The organism is Ectobacillus funiculus, assembly GCF_004138295.1.
Taxonomy (GTDB): Bacteria; Bacillota; Bacilli; order Bacillales; family Bacillaceae_G; genus Ectobacillus; species Ectobacillus funiculus.
This window is the reverse complement of the sequence record NZ_SCFM01000002.1, coordinates 1-25,337: the sequence shown is the minus strand read 5'-3', so window position 1 is coordinate 25,337 and position 25,337 is coordinate 1. Positions and strand designations below refer to the sequence as shown.

Below are 25,337 nucleotides of genomic sequence, written 5' to 3'. Positions count from 1 at the left end.
CTTCAAATCGCTTCCAAGTCATTGCGAAGAAAAGGGTGTGTTCATTCTGTGCAAAAAGATCCCGGATGCCGCCGGAATCTTTTTGCAATTTTAAATTTAAAACCAATTACTTTTATTTTTACTTGACTGCTAGATTCGGCAATTCATATACATTCAGCGCCGCTTGTACGCCTTCTCCAATTTGAATGGATGCATTATGACGAATCAGTACAGCCTCAAGAGCGGCCAAAACAAATAAAATATTTTCTTTCCGGCAGCTATATCCCATCGTTCCAATTCTCCAGATTTTCCCGTGAAGCGGACCAAATGAGCTGGCAATCTCTATGCCAAACTGCTCGAGCAGCATCGTTCTCACTGACTCTCCATCAACGCCGTCTGGAATTGTAACACATGTGACCATTGGCAGCTTCCAAGATATATCATTAAATAATTTCAAGCCCATAGCTTTAATGCCTTCTATAAGTGCCTTCTCGTGCAAACGATGTCTGTCAAATCGTTCCTCCAGCCCCTCTTGTAAAACAATCCGCACTCCTTCCCGTAATGCGTAAAGCATTGAGGTCGCTTCTGTGTGATGATTTAATCTTCTTGGTCCCCAGTAGTCCTGCAATTGGCTTAAATCAAAGTAATTACTGCGAATTGGCTGTTGAACACTTCTTCTGTCCTGTTCCTGCGCAACACCTCTTTCCACTTTCTTTCTAGCAGAAAGCACTCGCTCCACACGGTCATTGTACGTGATAGGAGCCATACCAGAGGGAACAGACAGGCATTTTTGCGTTCCCCCGATCACCGCATCGAGCTGCCATTCGTCTACCTTTACTTCTGTTCCGCCAATCGTTGCGACCGCATCGACAACACATAATACATCAAGTTCCCGACAAGCAGGCCCAATCTTGTCCAGTGGCTGCATACAGCCAGTTGATGTTTCACCATGGACAATCGCAAGCACTTTTGGTTTTACCCTTTTAATTTCATTAATGATTTCCTCTTGATCAAATACTTCTCCCCACTTACATTCGATAGTGTGGATTTCTGCCCCATTGCGCTCAGCAATTTCTGTTAATAAATATCCAAATCTACCAAAGATAGGAATCAACACTTTATCCCCTGGCTCTATTACGCTGCATAATACAGCTTCGAGACCAGCTCGAGATGTTCCGTCAATTGGAAACGCCCATTGGTTTTTTGTTTGAAACACTTGACGAAGCATCTCCATCGTTTCATTCATCATTTGCGTAAAAGCCGGGTCAAACTGTCCAAGGATTGGAGTACTCATCGCACGCAACACTCTTGGATCGACCTCCACAGGTCCCGGAGTCATAATTGTTCGTAATGGTGAATTTATTTCTTGAAAAGCTTTCATTCCTTTTCCCTCCCTAGTACGCTAGCTCATATAAAACCTTTATTAATAATTGAATACCTTTCTCTAAATCTTCTGTCCTTGTAAACTCATATGGCGAATGACTAATTCCTTTATGACTTGGTACAAACAATAAAGAGGTTGGACAGAACTGTCCAAACACTTGGGAGTCATGACCAGCACCGCTTGTCATTTTCTTAAACGGTATTCCTTCTCTCCCTAAAATGGACTCTGAAATTTTGTTTAACCTTTCACACATTTTCACTGGCTTTTCATTCATCCAATTGTAAATACTGAATTCAGTGTGATGCTTGCTTGTAATCAATTTAAATTCTTTACATACAGCTTCACAAAATTCAAACAGAACCTGTTCATCACTATGACGAATATCCATACTAAATGTTACCTTTCTTGGAATAACATTTGATATATTGGGTTCTACAGACATTTGACCTACTGTAGTAACAAGCTCAGGAGATGTTTCCTTCGCTCTTTGCATGAGTACCTGAATCAGTTCAGCTGCCGTATGCATCGCGTCTTTACGCCACCCCATTGGTGTTGTACCAGCATGGTTGCTTTCTCCAATCACTGTGACATTATATCTCCTCTGTCCGACAATATGACTAACAACTCCAATGGATTTTCCTTCTCGTTCTAATACCTCTCCTTGTTCTATATGCAGTTCAATAAAACAATCCAAATCATCTCGCCTTGGCTGTGGGTATTTCCCTTGGCCAAACCCTGCTTGCCGCATAGCCTCCACAAAAGGCATTCCGTTTGCATCCTTCAAATCTTGAATATCTGCAAACGATTTGATCCCGGCGATACTTCCCGAACCCCAATATGTCATCGGGAAACGGCTCCCCTCTTCTTCACATAAAGAAACGACCTCTATATTTTTTCGGGGCAATCCGTAATGCTTATATAAATATTCTACAGCGATTAAACTAGCAATGATCCCGTAGGCTCCGTCATACTTCCCTCCATCTATAACAGTATCAATATGAGATCCTGTCAAAATAGTAGAGGCATTTTCTTGTCTTCCAGCTAATCTGCCGAATAAATTCCCAACATCGTCATAGTATGCACGAAGTCCCGCTTCTTCCATCCGTTTTTCAACTGCTTGTTGGGCAGCCTGCCATTCTTTTGAATATAGTTGGCGTGTAACTCCATTGCTTTGACTTTTTCCGAAGGAAGCTAACCACTCTACCATCTCTTCGATTTGTGTGAATAAGGCGAGTGGCTTCTTTTCACCTATACCCAACCTAATCCCCCCTATTCTCAAAACTCTTTTTCTATCATGAATTGTTACATATATTAACATGTCAGAAAATCTAAACTAATTGTAAAATAAATAATGAGCAAAAGCATTTACAGAAATGTAGAACATTCCATCATTTTTTTGTTTATATTAACTAAAGTTCTAATTAAAATATGATACACTTAAACATATTCTACAAAGGAGAAAAACATAGAATGAAATTAAGTGAACTATTGTCTCTTCCTATCTTTAAAGGAACCGCCCTGCTGGCCGGAAAACAAGGAACTGAACGTGAAGTGAATACGGTAAACATGATGGATGCCCCCGATATCATTCATTTTCTAAAGAAAAATGAATTACTCGTAACAACAGCCTTTCATTTCAAAGATGATCTTGATTCATTATTACAGCTGATTAAAGAGATGGAGAAACAAGGCTGTTCAGGGTTAGGAATTAAAACAAAGCGCTTTTTAAATGAAATACCTGAAGCGGCTATTTCATTTGCAAATGAACTGCAATTTCCACTCTTAGAACTTCCTCTCCAGACTTCACTGGGAGATATTATCAATAAATCCTTGAGTTATATTCTTGATATTCGGACAAATGAGCTGCATAACGCAATGCAAGCCCATCAACAATTTAGTCAGCTTATTATCAGCGGACAGGGTGTACATAAAATCCTTGAAAGTTTGTCTTCGCTTATTCGCTTACCTGTTATACTGCTAGATCATCATTTTCGTGCAACTGCCAATGATAATTATGATACTTCTCTCTTTAAGCAATTGGAGACATTACTCACAAGCGAACATCATTTTCAGCTTTCAAAAACAACAATGTCTACCTTCTCCTTAACTAGGGATCGAGAGACAATCACACTTTTTCCTGTTCACACACATAGACAGTCCAGCTACCTATGTGTATTAGGATTTATCCCTTTATCAAACCGTTCAACTATCTTAACTGTTGAGCAAGCGACAAACGTCATTGCATTTGAATTAATGAAAGAAAATGCATTAAAACAAAATACAAGACGTCTCCAAAATGAGTTTTTTACAAATTTCATTAATGGTTCATTTTCTACAAACGAGGAAGTAATTAGCCGCGGAAGAGAGTTTGGGTTAGTAAATGAACAACGGTATGTTTGTGCAGTAGGTAGGTTAGATAACAAGGAGAAGCATATTTCGTTTATACAATATCAATCGGAGCAAGAATTGATTTACGATACAATCGAGTCAGAATTACAGCTGTTCCATCAAAAAATTCACCTTTTTACACTTGATCATTCATACATCTTACTTATGCAAATAAAAGATAGCTGGAAGGACATTGAACAATCGTTCCTTTCGCTTTTAAAGGTCATACAAACTAAAATTGCAGCCCACTTCCAAGAGGATATTTCCTTTGGCATTAGTAATTATGCACAGCAATTCCTTCATATTCCTATCTCCTATAAGGAAGCGACAGATACCTTATATTATGGCAGTATGTCAGGAAGAAAAAAATTCATTGAAATGTATCAGCCTAAGGGAGTTCCGGAAATCTTACGACTGGTTCCTTATGATCCGTTAAAAAAGTTTTATACAGACACCTTCCAAGCATTTGCCAATGACCCAAAAAAGGATCATGAATTACTGCTTCAGACTTTATCTGTTTATTTAGAAACACATTGTGAGTTAGCAGAAACAGCAAAACGGTTATATGTACACCGCAATACTGTCATTTATCGTCTGGAAAAATGCGAAGAAATCATTGGAAGAAGTGTAAAAGATGCAGATGAAACGCTACGATTGCGGCTCGCTTTTAGAATTAAAGCTTTAATCCAGGGGAACAACCAGCTTTCTTGATCCGGCAGCAATGGTGTTAAATATAAAGAAAACTCGCCGATTGGCGAGCCCTGCCCTTGGGCGAAGACAGAGGCGTAGTTGCACTTACACTGTATTCCTAACATTTCCTGCTACGTCGAATTCGCTGATATCTGGAAATTTATACTTTCATACAGTGGTACAGAATAAGCAGGCGAGAAATTAAACCCGCCTGCTTATTCCAAGTAATATTTAGATATATTCATATAAATTCCGGTAATTGTACCTTCAAACAACGTCTTAGTCCCGTGTAAACTGCGCGTTGGCTCCTCATCCGTATGTGATTATTGAACGTATGCCGGCTAAGCTTCAATCACATTCCTTTTTGTCCATTCACCAACAAATTCAGTCTCACTATAAGCAAAGAAGTTTCCCAGAATGTCTTCGCGATCATCGAGGAAAAGCTGATCTGCCACCGCTGACACAAGCTTAGGTATCCCATATCTCATACCTGAAAGTGCAGAGGCCGAGATACCGCAGCTAATTAAGGCTGAATAATTAAAAGCAAACAGCCCATGCAGACGCTTTTTACCCTTCTCATCGCGGCTTGTGAAAGCAAAGCCGGGGCTGAGATAAGGATGCGCATCAAGCATCTGATTAGCGATTTCCGCTGGCGCCTGATAACGATCGCCCCAGCGAGCAATATCGCTTTCGAAAAGCTTCAGCTCCGGACGCAAGGCTGGATCGGTGACAAGACCAGTGCTAATGATTAGAAAATCAAAAGTAAATTCCCCCTGAGGCGTAGTCACCACTGTGCCTTCACCTTTTGTATCGACTTTAAGCCATGGCGCACCTAAGTGCAGATTAAAGCCAGGCCATGAAGCTGCGCGTGCAAAGGTATCATTCGTAGGGGGCTGATTATGCTTAAAGAAATGAGCGATAACGGCATATTTATCAGCATCAGGAAGGGCGGGGAAACGTTCAATGAGGCCTGAACCCTCCATCTGGCGAATTGGATTAATGCGCGGCAGCTCCTTGCGGCGAACGAACACATGCGCCTCAGCCACACCTTCTGATAATGCGAAATTGGCATTATCAAAGGCTGAGGCACCGCCACCTAAAATAGCAATCTTCTTGCCCTTCAGCGCCTTAAAATCAATAGCTTCAGAAGTGTGGGCATAAAGATGACGAGGTAATTTTTCAGAAATCATCGGCGGTACATGCCATTCACCACCGCCCTGAATACCAGTAGCCAAAATGACCTTGCGTGCCAATACTACACTGGACGTTGCTCCCGCCCCTTCAATATGCAGTCGGTGAAGCCCTTCTTCGATAGGCTCAATAAGCTTCAACTTTACTTCGTTAACAACGGGCAGATTGAGAACCTTCCGATACCAGCGCAGATAGTTCATCCAATCACCTCGCGGGATTTTATCTACAGCCTCCCAACCCTTTTCTCCAAATTGCGCTTCCCACCAGGAACGAAAAGTCAGAGAAGGAACCCCAAGGTCAATAGAAGTCAAATGCTTCGGTGTACGCAGCGTCGCCATACGGGCATAGGTTACCCATGGCCCTTCATAGCCTTCACGATTTTCATCAATAATAAGAATATTAGATATTCGTTCACGCAGAAGACCAAAAGCTGTACCTAAACCAGATTGGCCGCCACCGACAATGACCACATCATACACGTGACCCTCAGAATGCTGGGTCGGATGAACCCAATCTTCCCTGCCGAATGCAAGATAGGAAAGATCCATTTTTACTTGTTTATTTAAAGCTTCTAGACTCATACTTTTCATCCCTCTCAACATATTACTGATTATTAGCCAAACAAACTATTAAAAATGCTAGCTTCCCCGATAGATCTGATAGCCCCATGGCGATACAAGCAATGGGACATGATAATGTGATGCCGAGTTACTGATCCCAACTCGCACTGCTATCTTATCAAGAAAGGCAGGATCGGATAGTTGCAGTCCCTTTTTCCTGAAGTAATCTCCGATATAAAACAAAAGTTCATACTCCCCTGATTGCATCCGATCAAGAGTGAGGAGCGGCTCGTCTAATCGGCCATCCGCATTAGTTGTTGCGGTGTTTAACAAACGCCTAGTTGATCCTTCCCAACGGTAAAGCTCGATAGCTACCTCTGAAGCAGGATGCCCATGTGTTAAATCCAATATATGTGTAGTAAGTCCCTTCATCTGATTACCACCCTCAGTTACATAATTTGATCTTCTATTCTAAATCGAACAATTTGATAGATTTCTGATAAAGCTTGGTTAAATTCTTGTTCCTTTGAATGTTTCAATCGATTCTGCATCGCTTGAAACATTTCATCTTTGTTTTTTCCGCGAACAGCTAAAATAAAAGGAAAACCAAATCGCTGGACGTACTCTTTATTCATATTCAACAAAAGCTCATATTCCGTTTCTGATAGTTGGTTCAAGCCAACATTTTTTTGTTCACTCTGAGAAAATGAACTCATCGTTTTGCGTGTCCCTAAATGAGGATGGGCCCGAATTAAGTCCAGTTTTTCTTCGTCACTCGCTGTTTTCACAACGCTGATCATCCGTTCATAAAGATCCTCGCGAGACCGAAAAGGACGAAGCTCTCCTGCCCTTTGGACTATCCACGGAGAGTGCTCGAATATATCCTTTAGCTGTTCGACAAACTCAGACAACGCAATTTCATTTAAAACATTTATAGTAATCATGTGATCGTAACCCCTTTATCTTTTTCTCATTAAATATGTGCTGCATCAGCTTTCTCCTGCTGGACGGATGCTGGAGATAAAACTGTCCGGAAGTTAAAGAATAGGTTCATACAGATCGCAGTTAGACTTCCGGTAATCACTCCATCGCTGACGATGATTCGCAGCGCTGAAGGCAATTGACTGAACAATTCAGGTACAACAGTGGCCCCTAGACCTAACGAAATCGAGCAAGCGATAATGAGTGCGTTATGTTGATTGTTGTAGTCTACAGAACTTAGCATTTTAATCCCTGAAGATACGACCATCCCAAACAGCACAACGGTAGCACCGCCAAGCACAGGAGCAGGAATAACAGTAGCAAGAGCCGCAATTTTGGGAACTAATCCGAGAAAAACAAGGATGCCGCCTGCTGCCACCACAACGTTCGTTGATTTATTTCGTGATAGTTGAACCAGCCCTACATTTTGCGCAAAAGTGTTGTAAGGAAAGGCATTAAAGATTCCTCCTAAAACAATAGCCAAACCTTCTGCACGATAGCCTCGGGTCAGGTCGTCTTTTGTGATAGAGCGATCGCAAATTTTCCCTAGAGCAAGAAATACACCGGTTGATTCAACAATAATAACTAACCCTACAATGAGCATCGTCAATATCGGACCAACCTCGAAGGATGGAGCTCCAAAATAGAACGGCTGAGGAATATGAAACCACGAAGCTTCTGACACCTTAGCAAAATTTACTTTTCCCATCATTGCCGCAGCTGCTGTACCGGCAACAATCCCTAAGAGCACCGAAAGAGAGCGGGCATATCCTTTCACAAAACGATTTATGATAAGGATAAAGGCGATAACACCCATGGATAATAGCAAATTGTTCAAGCTGCCAAAGTCTGGACTTCCCATCCCGCCCGCCATATTTCTAATCCCTGATGGAATTAGCGATAGCCCAATAATCACGACGACGGTTCCTGTAACAACAGGAGGAAAGAACTTGACGAGTTTTCCAAGATAACGGGCACAGACAAGAATGAAGAGCCCTGCTACTATAATGGATCCATAAATGGCAGAAACACCATATTGTGATCCGATCGCAATCATTGGTGACAGAGCAACAAATGAAGCACCCAAAACAACAGGTAGACCAATCCCGAAATATTTGTTTTTCCACGCCTGCACCAAGGTCGCAATACCACATGTTAATAAATCAATGGCAACCAAGTAAGCCAATTGCTCAGAATTAAGGTGCAGCGCCCTCCCGACAAGCAAGGGAACAAGAATCGCTCCGGCATACATGGCCATGACATGCTGAAACCCTAACGATAATATTTTTGAATTCATGTTTACTCCTCCTGAATGTTTTATAAAAAAAAGCCGCAGAAATAGAAGGGGTCTCCTTCTACATCTACGGCTCCTAAATCACGTATAACGAAATTTAAGCTCCTAAATCCTTAAAACAAGTCCGTGAAGAAAAAATGATAAATCAAAATTTCTCCAACAATAATACTATGAATTAAATACCCAGCGGCTGCTCTAGATAAATTACCGTACAAGCATGCTCACTTGCAGAATCATAATCCTTAATGATGGTTGTAACCTTTATTCCAAACTGATCCTCAAACTTTTCTTTTAATCGACGTTTATATTCCATGGCTAAAGCCCCATCGACAGATAAAGTCAGTTCAGGATACCTTTCACTCAGCACTGAAATTAAAGGCGAACGCCTCGTCTGGGCAAAAATGACAATGCGGTTATCTAGAATATCAATTTTTTGCTTATTAACTCCTGTACTATAAATCTCTTGATTAACTTCATTATATAACTGTGACATCTGCTTCTTAAAAGAAGAACTCACACTCACTCACCTGCTGTTTTCTAATTCTTGTATGTATCTTATAAAAAATTATCATACTCCGTCTTTCTTTATGTAAGAAAATCTAACATAGTTTTTAGTATATAAATCTAATTTTTTCAGAATATCAAACTTCCGTTTCGAACTAGAACGATTGTCACAGAGTGTTCGTTTAAGATTTCAAAAGGTTATTTTTCATACTCCTGAAGAAGCTCCTCAAGGTCATCCTCTGACAACACTTCAATTCCATTTCTCTCAAAAAGGGCTGTTGTAACACCTACTCCTCTAATCTTCTCACCATTGAACTTTCCAGAATAGATGAAATGGCTTCCGCAAGATGGACTGTTTTCTTTTAACACCGCTTTCGTAGCTCCAGCCGCTTGTGCAACCTCTAAGGCCTGTTGGGCGCCTTGAATAAAGTCTTCCGTTACATCCTCCCCTTGCTGATTAATCACCTTCGCTTTTCCATCTAACACATCATAGCCATCTCCATTTTGAATTTCTGCTGGAGGCCTAGGCGTAGGAAAGCCACCTAACTGCTCTGGGCAGACCAATACAGCCTTCCCTTCACGCACTAATCGTGCAATACCCTCGACGCGAGCCGAATTCCCATCATAACGAACAGCTAAACCAGCCATACAAGCACTTACAACAATCATCAAACTGCCTCCCTCTTATTTGCAGGATAACTATTTACCGGAGATTCACACCTCAATTTAGGTCAAAATCAAATTCGCCACCTTCGCTTTTTTCCTTGGAAATAAAGGATTCCCAAAAAGCGGTGAGGCTGGGCTTATATATATCATATAGAACATTGTATTTTTTTATAGCAAATCTAGCCTATTTTAAATCCGATTTTACGCTACCCTGAAAAAAGCATAAAAGCTCGCTACCAATCATATATAAATCTAAAATAGCAGACAGATAAAAGTATCTCCAAGCCGTATATAGATAATGTCCGTTACGAGCTTGTGATACCTAGACAGTCTGTAGAACTCACGGTTCAGGACGTTCTGAAATACAACAAAGCCTCTTCTACTTTGATAATAGAGGGCGTAAATTTTTTATATAGGGGATTTCTTTTTAAAATCTGTTAAGGGGAATGATGCAAGTTGACAATGGATGCTAAAGAATCAACTATGAAAGAATTAACGATTTTTAATCACGTTGGCAACAAGATACAAACGGAGGATAGGGAAATTAACATAATTGCTAGATTAGCGGAACCGTTAATTGTAGTTTTAGGGAATGTTTTAAGTGATGAAGAATGTGATGAATTAATTCGCCTGTCAAAGGAGCGTTTGCAGCGTTCGAAAATTGGTGCTTCACGAAAGATAGACGAAATGAGAACAAGTAAAGGCATGTTTTTTCAAGATGCTGAAAATGAACTCATCGCCAGAATTGAAAAGAGAGTAGCAAGTATTATGAATATACCAGTAGAACATGCAGAGGGTATCCATGTTCTTCAGTATAAAATTGGACAAGAGTATAAACCACATGTTGACTATTTTTCAGCAACGGATGCGCAGGAGAACAATCGCCTATCTAGTTTAGTTATGTATTTAAACGATGATGTGGAAAAAGGAGGAGAAACAGTTTTCCCTCATTTAAAGTTTTCTGTTTCTCCACAAAAAGGGATGGCCGTCTATTTTGAATACTTCTACAACGATTCTAGCCTGAATGAGTTAACTTTACATGGTGGTTCACCGGTTATAAAGGGAGAAAAGTGGGTTGCTACGCAATGGATGAGAAGGCAACGAATCCGATAAAGAAAACCCGTCGACCGGCGAAGACAGGGGCGTAGTTGCACTTATACTGTCTGCCTAAAATTCCCCCTCAATTTAAATGTGTCATATATTCAAATGCTGTTGTTCCATATACGCTTTTAAAGTGTTTATTTAAGTGAGATAAATCAACAAAACCACATTCAGACACTGCTGAATAAATATCTCTCTTTTTTTCTATTAACTGCTTTGCGCGTTCTATCTTGCAGTTAAGAAAGTATTGGTATGGTGAAATTCCAGTATGAGCCTTGAATAGTCTGATAAACTGAAATTTCGATAAATGAAGCTCTTTACATACCTCGTCTAGTTTAAGTACATTTTCCAAGTTGGCATAAAGCATATCCTTTGCTTTTCTAATTAGAGCGTTATCTTTCTTATAGTCCGTAGAAAGATTCGTTTGAATAAGGCTATCTGTGAGGGCTAAGAGTAATTCACTGCACAAAGCCTCATCTTTTCCATTTAATATTGCATGAGAAAGACTTAATATTTTTTGTTCAAGTCTATGATCATACACAATAGGAGTTGAAAAACGTACGATATCTTTTTGTTCAATAACCTCTAAAAACAATTGTGGCTCAATATATAACATCACATAATCAAGACCTGTCTCATCATGGGCCATTCCGTCATGCGCCTGTTCTGGATTAAAAAGCATAACACCATTTTGATATGATAATTGTAAACTGCCATCTAAGTTATAATGTTGAATACCACGTAATGTTACACCTATTGCATACTCCTTGTGAGCGTGCTTTTTATACGTAAAATCAGTAATACTTGCTGACAACGCAGTAATACCTGCCGATTTTTTATAGATAAATTTATCCATTGCATTCCCCTCTTAATCAGCTTACCTATATCCATATCATTACTGCAGCATAGGCTAAAAATAATGCCATCATTATATTAACAGTTTTTTTATGCTTCTGTAAAAACTCCTTGAAGATTGTACCGAAAAGAACCCACGTAATAAATGCTAAAAATCCAATAAGAGTGATCGCGATAACACTGATTGCCACCGCAGGCATTGCGGTATAGTAAGGCATAATAAAGCCAGGAATGACAGTCATTGTAAATAGTACCACTTTGGGATTTAAAAACTGCATAAGGAAGCCTGACATAAACGTACCCGTTTGGTTTACAGTTGGTTTTGATGTATCCATTTTGTAAACTTGATAAGCGAGATAGAGCATATAAAAGCTTCCGATTATCTGCATCACAATTAAAATTTTGGGTATTGTCGTTACAAGTATAGTATTTAACATAGCAGAAATAACAAGTAATAAACCAAAAGCAATCGTTGCTCCATACGTATATTCCATCGCCTTTTTTGTACCAAAATTATGCACCGTGGATAATATGACGATATTAGTAGGTCCTGGTGTAAAAGTAATAATAAAACAGTATACTACAAAAGATGTAATATTCATGAGATAAACTCCTTTCAAGATATCCTCATATAACTGTACATCTTAAATTGAAGTAGCATATAGTATATTATTGCAGGATTATAGAAAGCCTCTATAAAATTAAGTCTGTAAAATTCCCTTAGCATCGTAAAAGTCATTTAATAATGTAAAAACCCACTTCCACTTGATAGTCACAGCTATCCCCAATGTTGCTCCTTTAATAGTTCAACACTTGTTAGGTTAATAGATATAAACCAATGTTATAGTTGTTTTAAGACAAAAGAATATACTTTGCCATTTACATCCATGCATGTAGTAGAATGGACAGCATAATCATACTTCTAAATGACATAGGTATTATGTAACATAATCACATATCAACTTGAATGAGGTAAAAGAGTTAGAGGAACTGGAGGAGAATTTCCTTGAATCAAGCATTGGACAAACAACCTATCGCTCTTGTTACAGGAGCTTCAAGCGGATTTGGTTTGCTAACGAGTGTGGCACTTGCCAAAGAAGGCTATCAGGTGCTGGCTTCTATGAGAAACTTAGACAAGAGGGGAAAATTAGAAGCGGCTGCTGATGAAGCAGATGTGGGGAATCGTATCCAAATCATTCAGTTAGATGTAACCGACTCTGCTGCAATAGAAACTATAATTACAGATATAATTCATAGTTATGGACGAATTGATCTGTTAGTGAACAATGCAGGCTATGCTGCCGGTGGATTCACGGAGGAGATTGCTGCCGAACAATGGCGGCAGCAATTTGAAGTGAATTTCTTTGGATTAGTAACTGTGACAAAAGCTGTTTTGCCATCGATGAGAGAACGCCGAAGCGGTAAGATTATTAATATTAGCAGCATTAGCGGACGGATCGGCTTTCCTTCTATGGGACCTTATGTATCCTCAAAGTTTGCAGTGGAAGGCTTTAGTGAATCGCTGCGCTTGGAAATGCTGAGGTATGGTGTCTATGTAGTTTTAATTGAGCCGGGATCTTATCGGACGGATATCTGGTCAAAAGGATTAGAGTCTGTGAAAAGCAAGCCAAATTCCCCCTATTTAGAAGAAATGGAATCGATCTTAAAACATATTAAAAAGGTTGCTGACACGGCACCTGTCCCGGATGAAGTCATTCAACAGATTGTGCAGGCAGCAAAATCTCCTGCTCCAAAGCTGCGGTATCCGATTGGCAAGGGTGTGAAATTAGGAATTATCTTGAAACAGCTGCTCCCATGGAAATGGTGGGAGCGTATAGTTACAAAATGTTTTTAGGCTTAATAAACAAACCGGATCTCAAGCTGGTTGCTTAGCAGGTCCGGTCCCCTTGTCGCAAACCTTAAGTTCCTCGCCGCAATTTCAGCCATTTTCTTAGGGACAACAGCAATGGGTGAAAAATATACGAAATAGGCAGTCTCCTAATAGAGGCTGCCTATTTTTGCTTCCATACAGTTATATTCTAATGAATGTGTCCCCTTTTTCATAAATCAGTAATTATTTATCTTTACGATATAAATCCCTGCTCTTATAGCCCGCCCCAAGAATCATTTTCATTTCCTCGCGTCGTTTTGCTTTTGTTGCCTCTTGCTTAGCGCTATACACATAACGAGCCCAATCTTTACGATACCCTGGAGTAAGTGATTGATAAAAAGCAAGCAAATCTGGAGTATCCTGCAAATCCTTTTCCACATCAGGAATCAACGCGATATAATCGTCAACGCATTGACTTGCTTTTGTGGATGTATGATTTCTATTTTGAGAATCTTCTTTTAGACCAACAACTGTAAAAACATCATCTAATCCTACCATACGCGCAAATTTGATATTGCTTGTCCCAATATAGCCATCTTCATCCGCACCTAACCCTCCCAATAAATCATCACGATGAATAAACGTTGGGTACACTTTATTTCCCTTTTTTGGATAAGCTAAAAAGAGATAGCCATTTTTCTTTAGATAATTTTTTTCAATAACTTCGTTTACAAGGGCTTGTAAAGATTCCATATTTAACACAAAAGCAAAAATAAGATCATATGTGCTATCGATTAGCCCTGTATCATAATCTGTTAGCCCTGCTAAATAATCTGCGCCATCTGGTAAATGCAATATCGCTACTTTTTTATATTTTTGTAGGTTTAGTTTTTCTACTATTGTTTTCACTATCGTTATCCACCTGTTACATGTATTCTATTCCTTTTTTATCGCAAAATTTCCCCTTCTAAATTCTCTCTTTATAAATATTTAAACAAAAACGAGAACGATTACATAAAAATCCCGCAAAATAGCCTATAACTACTTCAACAGAAAGCAAAAATCTTACCTCAATTCCTATCCCCTACAACGAGAAGTAGATTCCCGAACGACTAACTTTGGAGATAAAACGATTCGCTGTTTAATTTCCTTTGGCCCTTCAATCTCTTCAACCAATAGTTCAACCACCTTCTTACCCATTTCCTGAATAGGTTGTGCTATTGTCGTTAATGGCGGGTCACACACAGTAGCAAGGATCGTATCATCAAATCCAACAATCGAAAGATCCTTAGGAACATGTATCCCCAGCTCCCGCGCGCTTTTGACTGCTCCAATTGCCAGAAACTCAGTTGATGCAAAAATAGCTGTCGGAGGCTCAGGTAAATCTAGGAGCTTTCGTGTCGCTTGTTTTCCCGCATCCAACGTAGTATTATCTAGAAGCACCAAATTCTCATCATATTCCAGTCCTGCTTCTTCAAGCGCTTGTCTATACCCCTGAACTCTCGCTCTAACTACCGACCAATTTATATTCTCAGTAATCATTGCAATTTTTCGATGTCCTAAGCTGATTAAGTATTGTACAGCCTCATATCCCCCTAAAAAATCATCTACCAATACTGTATCAACAGCAAGTGAAGGTACGTCCCTTGAAAGTAAAGCAACAGGAATCTCAGCATTGATCAGCCCTTTTATTGCCTTATAATCGTTTAATCCTGTAGCAAGGATAATACCATCTACATACTTTTGCTTTAGTATAGAAATATATTCAAGCTCATTGTCTAAATGATTGTCAGTGCTGCAAACCAGCAAGCTGAAGCCGAATTTTTTCACATGATCTTCAATACTTCTTGCCACTTCTGCCATAAACGGATTTGCAATACTAGGTATGAGGAGCCCGATCGTTTGGATACGTTTTTTTACGGATGCGACAACACTAGGCTGGTAATTCAGCTCTCGCATCGTTTCCCTAACCTTTTGTCTGGTTTTCTCCGCGATACTTCCTGTATTATTGAGTACCTTAGAAACCGTTGAAATCGATACTCCGGCCTTCTCTGCCACATCGTATATTGTTACTGTTGATTTCATTTCTTCCCTCTCTTTTCTCTTAGCAACTCTATATTTATTCTATCCCATATTTAATTATAGGTAAAATAACATCTCATTGCTAAAGAAAACTCGCCGATTGGCGAGCCTTGTCTTTGGGCGAAGACAGAGGCGTAGCCTTACTTATACTTTATTCCTAAAATCTCTCGCTACGTCGAATGGCCTCCCGGCTAGAAATTTATACTTTCTTAAAGTGCGAAAAAAATATCCCGTCCATAAAAGCATACTTTTACGAACGGGATAATTGATAACCATTAGAACACGGCCATAGAATTAGTGAATAGTAAACTGTATTGCTTAATTCTCCGCCAATTTATTTACCATCTGTTTTTCAGATGATTTTTCTACCATTGTATCTTCCGCTTGTTTTGCTCGTTTGATAAAGAAAGCAAGCACAAGTGCAAGACCTGCAATAAAGACGGTCACAAAGAAAGCAAAATTGACTCCTTCCAGCATAGCTTTCATAGCAATTTGCTGTTTCATTCCAGCAATTGCTTCAGGTGTTAGCTGCCCTGTCGCATGCTTCATTGCGTCTGCAGCTAATTCTTTTGCATGAGTTTCTGTACGATTTGACATGATGGTAACTAGTAACGCTGTACCGATAGCGCCAGATACCTGCTGCAACGTATTATTCATGGCAGTACCATGAGGATAGAAGCGTGCAGGCAATTGATTTAAACCGTTTGTCGAAACAGGCATCATCACCATGGACATCCCCAGCATCCGCACAGAGTATAAAATAATCAAGTGGGTATAGGTAGTGTCCAGTGTTAGTTTGCTGAAATAGTAACTTGTTACGGTTGTAAGTGTTAAGCCGATGATAGCTAAAACCCGCCCGCCAAACTTATCAAATAATTTACCGGTAATAGGTGACATAAGAGCCATAATCAAAGCTCCAGGAAGCATCATCAAACCTGCGTCCAGCGGGGATATCCCGCGAATCGTCTGAACATAGATAGGTGTCAGCACCATACCCGAAAACATGGCCATCGTTACAACCATCGAAATGGTTGCTGATAAAGCATACATAGGGTATTGAAAGATTCTAAAATTCAGCATCGGCTTCTCTTGTTTGAATTGACGCAAAATGAATAACACTAACGAGATAGCACCAACGATAATCGTCACATATACTTCCGGGCTATCCCATCCTTTTTTGCCTGCTGAGCTAAATCCATATAATAATCCGCCAAAGCCCACGCTAGATAACAACACCGAAACTCCATCAAGACGAATATCGATTTTCTCCTTTTTATCCTTCAGCAAGAAAACACCAAACAATAGCACGCCAATAGCGACAGGAGTTACAACGTGGAACAGCATTCTCCAATCATAATGCTCAACAAGCCATCCTGATAAGGTCGGTCCAATCGCTGGTGCACCCATTAAAATTAGACCAAATACCCCCATTGCGGTTCCTCTTTTTTCCGCTGGAAAGCTCACTAGCATTACATTCATCAACAGTGGCATCATGATAGCTGAACCAACCGCTTGAGTCATACGACCTGCTAATAACAAAGGAAAAACATGGGCAGCTCCTGCCAATATGGTTCCGATTGTAAAGAAACTCATAGCTGCCAAAAATAAATGGCGTACAGAGTATTTTTGAATTAAAAAAGCAGTAGTCGGAATTAAAATACCGTTCATTAGCATATAGCCTGTTGTTAACCACTGCACAGTCGATGCATCAACATCTAAGTCCTTCATAATCGAAGGCAATGCAATATTTAACAATGTGTTATTTAAAAAAGCAATAAAAGCCCCGATCATTAAGACCGCAAGCATTCCGTAAGGCGGTCGATCCGTCTTTTTTATCGAATGTTCCATTTTTCCTCTCCCCTATACTTTAAGTTCATTATTTTATACTGTTGTTCTATACAAACGATATCATATACCATCGGTTCAAAAAAAGCAATTCAAATGCAACAGATATTTACCGCGTTTGTGCAAACTATAAAAATAAGGTATGATATTTTTTGTACAGGTAGTCTAATTGGAAATAAAGGTGATTAGTATGAATGACAGAAAACAACATGTGATAAAAATGGCTCACCAACTATTTATTGACAAGGGTTTTCAAGCTACGTCGATTCAAGACATATTGGAATATAGCGGCATTTCCAAGGGGACATTTTATAATTATTTTTCTTCTAAGAATGAGTTATTAATTGCTCTTTTTAAAATGATCTACACAAAGATGGAACATGAGCGAAATGAATTACTGATTGGCCAAGATCCCAGTAACATTCAAACCTTTATGAAACAAGTTGAATTACAAATGAACACGAATCGAACAAATAAGTTAATCTCTCTTTTTGAAGAGGTATATTTTTCAAACGATGCAGAACTTAAGGAATTCATAAAACAAAGTCAGTTAAGGATGGTTCGCTGGATCTATGAGCGGTTTATCGACATCTTTGGGGAGAGCAAAAAGCCCTATTTGGTGGATTGCGCCATCATGTTTACAGGGATTTTACACCATAACCTAAAATATTTTGGGATGGCACATGAATCAAATACCGGCATCCACCAGGTTGTCCGTTACACTGTAGATCGTGTGGCGAAGATGGTTGATGAAGTGGCAGAAACCGGCGAACAATTAATTCAGCCTGAGTTTTTAGATAACTGGCTGCCAAGCTGTCAGAAACTCAATCAGTCTTTCCAACAAAAACTAGATCAAACGATCACGACATTAAAAAAAGCTCTTCATTCTGACGAAGAACAATCTAAATGCCACGAGTTACTGGACTTTATTCAAAGTGAACTGTTGTACTCAAAAAACCCAAGAAAATTTCTGATTGAAAGTGCCCTTTTATCCTTGAAAACAGATCAAACATTTTTAGAAACAAAAGAACTCCAACAACTTGACCAGTTGGTTACTGCTTATTTTACACAAAGCGAAGAAATCGACTAGTATCTCGCTCGGCCAAAAACGCATAGCTCATCAAAAAAACCGACTTTTCCTAATGAAACGAAAAATCGGCTTTTTTGATGAGCTTCTAACTGGAAATTTATACTTTCCTACAGTGTAAAGAAAGCTTGCCAATTGGCGAGCAGTTAGGCGAAGACAGAGATGCAGTTGCACATACACCATATCCCTTCTTTTTTATTCGGAATTTTAAGATATTTTCTAACAAAAAATATTTGTAAGAGCTTACTTTGCAAGTATGCCGCGGTTTTCCTCCAGTCATTCTTTTGTAAGGACAATCACCTTTCCAAGCCTGTACTGCACTAGGTAGTTTACATAATGATATAGCTCCATTTATAATCAGTACTGTTGCATTTTTTGCAAAAAACTTTTACAACAAGGAGATGAGTTCATGACAGAATTAATTGCGATTATTAACGATTATTTATGGGCTAAATTAATTGTAATTTTCTTAGTTGCAATCGGCTTATTTTTAACAGTTAATTTAGGCTTCTTACAGATAAGATTCTTCCCTGAAATGATTCGTTTATTATGGGGTAGTGGTAAAAATAAAGATACAGACAAAAAAACTGTTTCATCATTACAAGCATTTATGATTGGGATGGCTGCTCGTATAGGTACAGGTAATATCGCCGGTGTTGCAACAGCAGTAGCATTGGGCGGCCCTGGTGCAGTATTTTGGATGTGGCTAATCGCATTAATTGGATCTGCTTCCGCTTTTGTAGAGAGTACACTAGCTCAAGTCTACAAAGTGAAAGATGGAAATTCCTGGCGTGGCGGCCCTGCTTACTATATGGAAAAAGCTTTGGGAAGCAGAAAACTTGGAATTGCATTTAGTATCTTACTTACTTTATCCTTTGGTTTAATTTTTAATGCTGTACAAGCAAATACAATCGCTGCTTCCCTTGAAAATGAATTTGACATAAGCACAACTACAACTGCGATTGTACTTGGTGTGATTACCGCTCTCATTATCTTTGGCGGTGTACACTCAGTAGCAAAGTTCTCTACAGTCTTAGTACCTATTAAAGCTGGCGTTTATATTTTATTATCATTGTGGATCATGATTTCCAATTACGATATATTGCCAAGTGTTTTTGGTGCAATTTTCTCAGAAGGCATATTCACATTTAAACAGTTATTTGGCGGTGTAATGGGCGCGGCTGTACTTCACGGGATCCGTCGCGGATTATTCTCAAACGAAGCTGGTATGGGATCTGCACCAAACGCAGCAGCTGCCGCAGATGTTACTCACCCAGTAAAACAAGGATTTGTCCAAGCTTTAGGTGTAATTGTAGATACGTTTGTAATCTGCTCATCTACGGCTATGATTGTTTTAGTTTCAGGTGTATATAAAACATCTGAGCTGACAGGTATTCCTTTAACACAAGAATCCTTGCGCGTAGGACTTAGCGACTCTGCTGCAACATTTGTGTCAGTTGCTGTATTCTTATTCGCTTTAAGTACAATTATGGGTAACTACTATTATGGTGAATCAAACATCAGCTTCATGAAACATAGCAAAGCATCTATTTATCTATACCGTTTCGCTGTAATTGCAATGGTCTTATTCGGAGCATTATACAGTGCTGAATTAATTTGGTCTTTAGCAGATATTTTCATGGGTTGTATGGTTTTGGTTAACCTATACGCCATTACCCGCTTATCTAAAGTTGCTAAAGCTCTATTAAAAGATTACATTGCGCAAAAGAAACAAGGATTAGATCCTGTTTTCCATGCTGATAGTATTCCAAACCTTCCAGGACGTGAAAATTTAGAAGCGTGGGTGGAAGAAGAAGAATTAAACAAACAGGTGGGATGATGTAAGTAGCCCATTAAGAAAAGCGGACAAGGCCCGAAAAGTTATACTTTCTTACAGTAAAAAAAAACCATCATTGCATAGGCGTTCGCACTATGAATGATGGTTTTTTTGTGATAAAGCTGTCCGTACTGCCGCTTTATACTGTCTGTAAATCGTAATATTTAGACATCACTTTAAGTGTTGTTTCTTTTGCAGTCTTAATTGCCTCTTCTGCATCCAGCTTGTAATACTCTGGACGGAATAATTCAACAGACACAACATCAGAGTAACCGATTTCCTTCAATGTAGTTAAGATGCTATCTAAATCAATGGCACCAAGTCCAGGCCATACGCGATCTTCATCTGTTAAGAAACCGATAGGGAAATCTTCTGTATCATCGATATGCAAGATGAAGATTTTTGAACCATCAGCTTTTTTCAAATCATTTAAATCTGATCCCATCGCATGGAAGTGGAAGCAATCAAGTACTAATCCCACATTTTCACGATTAACAGTTTCAACAATATCATATGCCTGGCCGAATGTATTCACTGTACACTGTGGATGTCCGACAAATTCAACCGCAATTTTTATTCCATACGGCTCTGCAATATCGGATAGTTCAGTCAATACCTCTACGCAGCTTTTCTTAATATCTTGTTTCAAGATTTTCTGTTCTGTTACTAGCGGAACCGCCACAACATATTTGACGCCCAGCTTCGTCGCTGTCTCCATCATCCCTTTAAATTCATTGATAATTTCCTTGTAGCCAGCTTCGTCACGGTTATTAAAAAATACTAACGCATTAAATGCTAATGGCTTAATATGATGTGTATTAAAGAACTCAGCCAATTCATCAATAGACTTTTCCTGTAAGTATTCAGGTAATTTGTCCATTGTACGAATTTCGATATAATCATAGCTATGTTTATTGCAATATTCTAAATCTTTGATCAGATTAGAGTTTTCCAATGTCGTAGCTTGGTTAAAACAAAGTTTCATGATAATCCTCCATTACTTTTTAATATTTTTAATATGTTTAAACAGTTTTAACTGCTTCTTTTTCATTTTTGTAAAAAGCAGGTTTTTCTGCCAATGCAACAGGCTCTTTTTCTCCTGTTTGTTGTGATTTCACGCAAGCATCTGCTGTTACAGCTGCAATGTAGCCATCCCATGATGTTGGACCATTAGGCTCACCTGTGTTCTTAATGGAATCCATGAAATCTTGTAATTCTTTGTCATATGCATCAATAAAGCGCTGCTTCCAATCCATTAGGATGCTTGTACCAAACTGCGCTGCCTTACGAGTTGCAATACCAGAGAATTCTGGAAGATACGCAACGCCATCTTCACCAATAACCTCACATTGAATATCGTAGCCGTACTTACAGTTTACAAATACTTCTGCAGTAATGATAATACCGCTGTTTGTCTCTAGTGTGATCAGCTGTGGATCTTGCAAGTGAGCTGCTGCACGTTGTGTTTTCTTTGGAAATGCTACCTGTACAGACTTATAATCATCGTTGATCAACCAGTGTAAAACATCAATTTCGTGAATTAATGTGTCATTGATAGCCATATCTGTCGTATAGTTGTCACCAACTTCTGGATTTCTATGCACGCAGCGAATCATCAATGGTTCACCGATATAATTGCTATCAATCGCCTCTTTTAATTGAACGTAACCGCTGTCATAACGGCGCATAAATCCAACCTGAACTAAACGTTTTCCATGCTTCATTTCTGCTTCCACAATTCTCATGCAGCCTTCTGCCGTTGTTGATAAAGGTTTTTCGCAGAATACATACTTTCCAGCCTCGATTGCAGCCAATACACTTTGTTCATGAGCAGGACCCCAGCTTGTTACGAGTACAGCATCCACATTTGCATCAGCTACAAGCGTCTTATCATCTGGATAGATAACAGCATCTAAACCGAATTCTTCTACAGCACTTTTTGCAGATTCTTGATTCACATCAGTTACCGCAACAATTTTTCCTCCGGATAAATTGTTTGTGATTCTTTTAATATGCTCTCTTCCAATTGCACCTGTTCCTATTACACCAAACTTTAAAGTCATAATCATATTCCTCCTGATTTATTTATAAGTAAATTTTTCATCTATAGTGTTTCCGTTTTAATAAAGCGCATCCAATCGATAAACTACATCAGCATTAACTTCTTGCAGGCACTAACAATATTTATGGAAACTCATATTAATGAAACGAAGCTTTATTAAAGGGAATTTTAATATTGGACAATCCTACATAAGAAAGGGTTATCGATTTCCCTGATAAAGATAAGTATATACGTTTACAAAAATGTTATTTACTAAATTCCTTTGCACCACCCCTTTATTTTATATAAAACACAAAATGTAACCGTGTTCCTCATTAAGATTTTAGGGTTATCGATTTCCTTAAGTTGTTTTTAGTTTATCCTATAATCCCTCATATTTCAATGCCTTTTTTTAAGTTATCTCCAAAATTATTTTTGTCATTATAGCTCCATATAGATGATTGGGAGTATCATTATGCTGTATTCCTAAAATTTCCGACTCTGTCGAATTTGCTTACAGCTGAAAATTTATCCTTTCTTACAGTGTAAAAAGAAATGAGCATAGGCAAAGCGCCCATGCTCATTTCTTTTTACACAAACCTCAACTGCCGCTAGCATGAGAGAACTGCAATGCTAACAGAAGCTAAGTGCTATATTTTATTTGAATCATTCAATCTTGTTGTTGATTGACGGACAACCAATTCCGGAAGCAGAGAGATACGTTGCTTCATGTTATCCTTTTGTTCAATTTGTTGAATTAAAAGCCCCATCGCCTGTCTTCCCATTTCATGTATTGGTATAGCTATAGAAGACAGCTGAGGTTCTACAATCTTGCACATAACGGTATTATCAAAGCCTATAACAGATAATTCATCTGGCAGCTTAATACCAAGCTCCTTCGCCGCGAGCATCGCACCAATAGCTAATGTATCATTACAGCCAAAAATTGCTGTAGGCCTTTGCCCGCTGGCAAGCAATTCATGAGCACATAGCTGAGCTCCTTCAATTGTCAGATCCGTGGTTGTCCTAATTAAGTTTTTATCTAGCTCTATTCCTGCATTTATTAAAGCCTTTTCGTATCCCCTTACGCGCTCTGTACCACTTACTGTTTCTTCCTGTGCGATAATACCAATTCTACAATGCCCTAGAGACAACAAATGCTCAGTGGCAATATAGCCGCCTAAATAATCATCGCCAGCCACACTGCCTACAGGAAGTTCTGACCGATGAAGAGAAATAAGTACTAACGGGATTTCCTCCTCAATCAATTGTCTCAAAACCGGTTCATTTTTAAAGACAGAGGCGATGATAAAGCCATCAACACGTTTTTGCTTTAGTAACGTAATATGCTTAGCTTCCTTTTCAGGGTCACTTCCGGTACTGCACATGACAACACTAAAGCCAAACTCTTGCCCGTATTCCTCTATATATTTTAAATATTGAGCATATATAGGGTTCGCTGCGTCAGGAATTAATAATGCAATGGTATAAGTGGATTTTCCCTTCATTGCCGAAGCTAATACATTAGGCTGATAGTGAAGCTTATCTATAATCTCCATAATCTTTTTTTTCGTTTTCTCACTGATCCGTCCCTTATTATTAATTACCTTGGAAACTGTAGTAGCAGATACCCCCGCTTCCCTTGCAATATCATAAATGGTTGGCTTCATTTCTCCATCCCACTCTTTCAACATGATATATATTTTCTTATAACAAAGCTGCCTGTTCTTCCAATTCCATTTGTTTTTCTGTATAACTTAGTATACCACAGCAAGGTTATGAAATGAGGTCCTAAAACAGGAAAAGACCACAAAGCTTTCTCTAAAGAAGTCCTTTGCGGTCTTTCGATCTATATTCCATACCTTTTTCAGGCGCTGCGACTCATATGCCATTGGTTTATAGACGAATAGTAACATCACCAACCACCTATAAAATGACCATTTCCATCGCACCACTTTTTAAAGATTTATCACTATATAACCTTTAGCGATTTACTTCGCCTGAGCCTCAATCTGATCCAAAGATTCCTGAGCATCTTGGCCATCGTGATTACGGAATTGTTGTTCTAGCTGCTCAAGTGTAAGCCCTTTCGTTTCTGGCAAGAATTTCTTCACAAATGTAATTGCTCCAATTCCTAGAACTACGAAGATAAAGAATGTCGTAGACAAACCGACCTTCTCAAGCAATACTGGGAACACCAAGCCGATAAGGAAGTTTACGCTCCAAAGGCAGAACACAGTAACACCCATACCAAGACCGCGTAATCGTAGCGGGAATATTTCTGAGAGCATAAGCCATGTTACAGGTGAAATAGCTCCCTGTTGGAAGGCAAGGAATGTAACTGTTAGAGCAAGCACAACATATGGAAGTGCTGGAGATCCTTCAAGCACACTTGAGAATATTCCCATAAGCAGAAGCGCTGCCGTAGTTCCTGCCAAACCAGTTATTAACATTGGTCGACGGCCAACTTTTCCAAGAAGCCCAATCCCAAAAATAGTTGCCAAAACCGAAATAACACCGTTTGCAACATTACCGATAAGTGCAGCCTCTGTTTCAAAGCCAGCACCTTTCAGGATCTCAGTACCGTAATACATAATTGAGTTAACCCCTGTAACTTGCTGTACAATCGCAATTCCCATTCCTATAAAGACGATGCGGCGCACCCATGGTACATTCAAGTCTTTAAATGTTGCTTTCTTCATTCCCTCTTCTTGAGTGGAAGCTACTTGAATTTCAATCAATTCTGATTTAGCACGTTTCTCCTCACGTATCTTTTGAAGAACCTTCAGAGCCTCTGCATTTTTCCCTTTTGCTACAAGCCAACGCGGGCTCTCAGGTACTCTAAGCATACCAAAGAATAGCAGTGTAGCTGGAAGTGCTGATATAACTAGCATATAACGCCAAATATGCGAATTGTCGCCCATTGTATTACCAAGAATGGCATTGAAAACATACGCCAATAGCTGTCCGCTAACAATCATCAATTCATTTTGCGTAACCATTCGGCCCCTGCTCTCCGCC

22 protein-coding genes are annotated in these 25,337 nt (G+C 39.3%); 5 read left to right on the top strand and 17 right to left on the bottom strand.

The features are described 5' to 3' along the window. Positions 1-118: 118 nt before the first annotated feature. Both EP737_RS00435 and allC read right to left on the bottom strand, forming a co-directional pair. Positions 119-1,360 carry a pyridoxal-phosphate-dependent aminotransferase family protein gene (locus EP737_RS00435; protein ID WP_129725953.1) on the bottom strand — a complete coding sequence of 414 codons (1,242 nt, stop codon included), beginning with the start codon at positions 1,358-1,360 and terminating at the stop codon, positions 119-121. Between the two features lie 13 nt (positions 1,361-1,373). After that, positions 1,374-2,621 (bottom strand): allantoate deiminase, encoded by a 1,248-nt coding sequence (gene allC / locus EP737_RS00430; RefSeq protein ID WP_246040121.1) that lies wholly within the window; start codon positions 2,619-2,621, stop codon positions 1,374-1,376. 212 nt (positions 2,622-2,833) lie between these two features. Here allC and EP737_RS00425 point away from each other — a divergent pair, with 212 nt between their 5' ends. Further along, positions 2,834-4,462, top strand: a complete 1,629-nt coding sequence (locus EP737_RS00425; protein ID WP_129725949.1) for a PucR family transcriptional regulator — start codon at positions 2,834-2,836, stop codon at positions 4,460-4,462. A 320-nt stretch (positions 4,463-4,782) separates the two neighbouring features. Here the strand turns inward: EP737_RS00425 and EP737_RS00420 are convergent, their stop codons facing one another. The 6 genes from EP737_RS00420 to EP737_RS00395 form a co-directional block, all read right to left on the bottom strand. Next, the gene (locus tag EP737_RS00420; RefSeq protein ID WP_129725947.1) at positions 4,783-6,213 is read right to left on the bottom strand and encodes an NAD(P)-binding domain-containing protein; all 1,431 of its coding nucleotides are present in this window, start codon (positions 6,211-6,213) and stop codon (positions 4,783-4,785) included. 57 nt (positions 6,214-6,270) lie between these two features. Beyond that, positions 6,271-6,624: a hydroxyisourate hydrolase gene (uraH, locus tag EP737_RS00415; protein WP_129725945.1), complete on the bottom strand. Its 354-nt coding sequence runs from the start codon at positions 6,622-6,624 to the stop codon at positions 6,271-6,273. Between the two features lie 17 nt (positions 6,625-6,641). After that, positions 6,642-7,136 (bottom strand): 2-oxo-4-hydroxy-4-carboxy-5-ureidoimidazoline decarboxylase, encoded by a 495-nt coding sequence (gene uraD, locus EP737_RS00410; protein ID WP_129725943.1) that lies wholly within the window; start codon positions 7,134-7,136, stop codon positions 6,642-6,644. Between the two features lie 29 nt (positions 7,137-7,165). After that, a complete protein-coding gene (locus tag EP737_RS00405) occupies positions 7,166-8,470 on the bottom strand; it encodes a nucleobase:cation symporter-2 family protein (RefSeq protein ID WP_129725941.1) in 1,305 nt (434 codons plus the stop codon). A 172-nt stretch (positions 8,471-8,642) separates the two neighbouring features. Continuing rightward, on the bottom strand, positions 8,643-8,984 hold the full coding sequence (locus tag EP737_RS00400; protein WP_129725939.1) for a Na-translocating system protein MpsC family protein: 342 nt from the start codon (positions 8,982-8,984) through the stop codon (positions 8,643-8,645). 185 nt (positions 8,985-9,169) lie between these two features. Continuing rightward, positions 9,170-9,640 (bottom strand): 2-thiouracil desulfurase family protein, encoded by a 471-nt coding sequence (locus EP737_RS00395; protein ID WP_129725937.1) that lies wholly within the window; start codon positions 9,638-9,640, stop codon positions 9,170-9,172. A 459-nt stretch (positions 9,641-10,099) separates the two neighbouring features. Here EP737_RS00395 and EP737_RS00390 point away from each other — a divergent pair, with 459 nt between their 5' ends. Beyond that, positions 10,100-10,750, top strand: coding sequence for a 2OG-Fe(II) oxygenase (locus EP737_RS00390; RefSeq protein ID WP_129726152.1), 651 nt, complete (start codon positions 10,100-10,102; stop codon positions 10,748-10,750). Between the two features lie 67 nt (positions 10,751-10,817). Here the strand turns inward: EP737_RS00390 and EP737_RS00385 are convergent, their stop codons facing one another. Then, positions 10,818-11,594, bottom strand: coding sequence for a helix-turn-helix domain-containing protein (locus tag EP737_RS00385; RefSeq protein WP_129725935.1), 777 nt, complete (start codon positions 11,592-11,594; stop codon positions 10,818-10,820). A gap of 25 nt (positions 11,595-11,619) precedes the next feature. Next, positions 11,620-12,195 carry a LysE family translocator gene (locus EP737_RS00380; RefSeq protein WP_129725933.1) on the bottom strand — a complete coding sequence of 192 codons (576 nt, stop codon included), beginning with the start codon at positions 12,193-12,195 and terminating at the stop codon, positions 11,620-11,622. 404 nt (positions 12,196-12,599) lie between these two features. On the opposite strand from EP737_RS00380, the gene EP737_RS00375 reads away from it, so the two are divergent. Continuing rightward, the gene (locus tag EP737_RS00375) at positions 12,600-13,448 is read left to right on the top strand and encodes an oxidoreductase (protein WP_129725931.1); all 849 of its coding nucleotides are present in this window, start codon (positions 12,600-12,602) and stop codon (positions 13,446-13,448) included. 219 nt (positions 13,449-13,667) lie between these two features. Here the strand turns inward: EP737_RS00375 and EP737_RS00370 are convergent, their stop codons facing one another. The 3 genes from EP737_RS00370 to EP737_RS00360 all read right to left on the bottom strand — a co-directional run bounded on the left by EP737_RS00370 (position 13,668) and on the right by EP737_RS00360 (position 17,354). Continuing rightward, positions 13,668-14,336, bottom strand: a complete 669-nt coding sequence (locus EP737_RS00370; protein ID WP_129725929.1) for a YdeI/OmpD-associated family protein — start codon at positions 14,334-14,336, stop codon at positions 13,668-13,670. A 165-nt stretch (positions 14,337-14,501) separates the two neighbouring features. Further along, a complete protein-coding gene (locus tag EP737_RS00365; RefSeq protein ID WP_129725927.1) occupies positions 14,502-15,509 on the bottom strand; it encodes a LacI family DNA-binding transcriptional regulator in 1,008 nt (335 codons plus the stop codon). Between the two features lie 315 nt (positions 15,510-15,824). Further along, positions 15,825-17,354: a DHA2 family efflux MFS transporter permease subunit gene (locus tag EP737_RS00360; RefSeq protein WP_129725925.1), complete on the bottom strand. Its 1,530-nt coding sequence runs from the start codon at positions 17,352-17,354 to the stop codon at positions 15,825-15,827. Positions 17,355-17,541: 187 nt separating this feature from the next. On the opposite strand from EP737_RS00360, the gene EP737_RS00355 reads away from it, so the two are divergent. Continuing rightward, entirely contained in the window at positions 17,542-18,441 is a 900-nt protein-coding gene (locus EP737_RS00355; RefSeq protein WP_129725923.1) for a TetR/AcrR family transcriptional regulator, read from the top strand. 406 nt (positions 18,442-18,847) lie between these two features. Next, positions 18,848-20,278, top strand: coding sequence for an alanine/glycine:cation symporter family protein (locus tag EP737_RS00350; RefSeq protein ID WP_129725921.1), 1,431 nt, complete (start codon positions 18,848-18,850; stop codon positions 20,276-20,278). A 136-nt stretch (positions 20,279-20,414) separates the two neighbouring features. Here the strand turns inward: EP737_RS00350 and iolI are convergent, their stop codons facing one another. The 4 genes from iolI to EP737_RS00330 form a co-directional block, all read right to left on the bottom strand. Then, positions 20,415-21,260, bottom strand: a complete 846-nt coding sequence (gene iolI, locus EP737_RS00345; RefSeq protein ID WP_129725919.1) for a 2-keto-myo-inositol isomerase — start codon at positions 21,258-21,260, stop codon at positions 20,415-20,417. Between the two features lie 37 nt (positions 21,261-21,297). Next, positions 21,298-22,338: a bifunctional inositol 2-dehydrogenase/D-chiro-inositol 1-dehydrogenase gene (gene iolG / locus EP737_RS00340; protein WP_129725917.1), complete on the bottom strand. Its 1,041-nt coding sequence runs from the start codon at positions 22,336-22,338 to the stop codon at positions 21,298-21,300. Between the two features lie 628 nt (positions 22,339-22,966). After that, the gene (locus tag EP737_RS00335) at positions 22,967-24,010 is read right to left on the bottom strand and encodes a LacI family DNA-binding transcriptional regulator (protein WP_246040119.1); all 1,044 of its coding nucleotides are present in this window, start codon (positions 24,008-24,010) and stop codon (positions 22,967-22,969) included. 297 nt (positions 24,011-24,307) lie between these two features. After that, positions 24,308-25,337, bottom strand: a 1,030-nt coding sequence (locus EP737_RS00330) for a sugar porter family MFS transporter (protein WP_129725915.1), incomplete at its 5' end; no start/stop codon positions are given.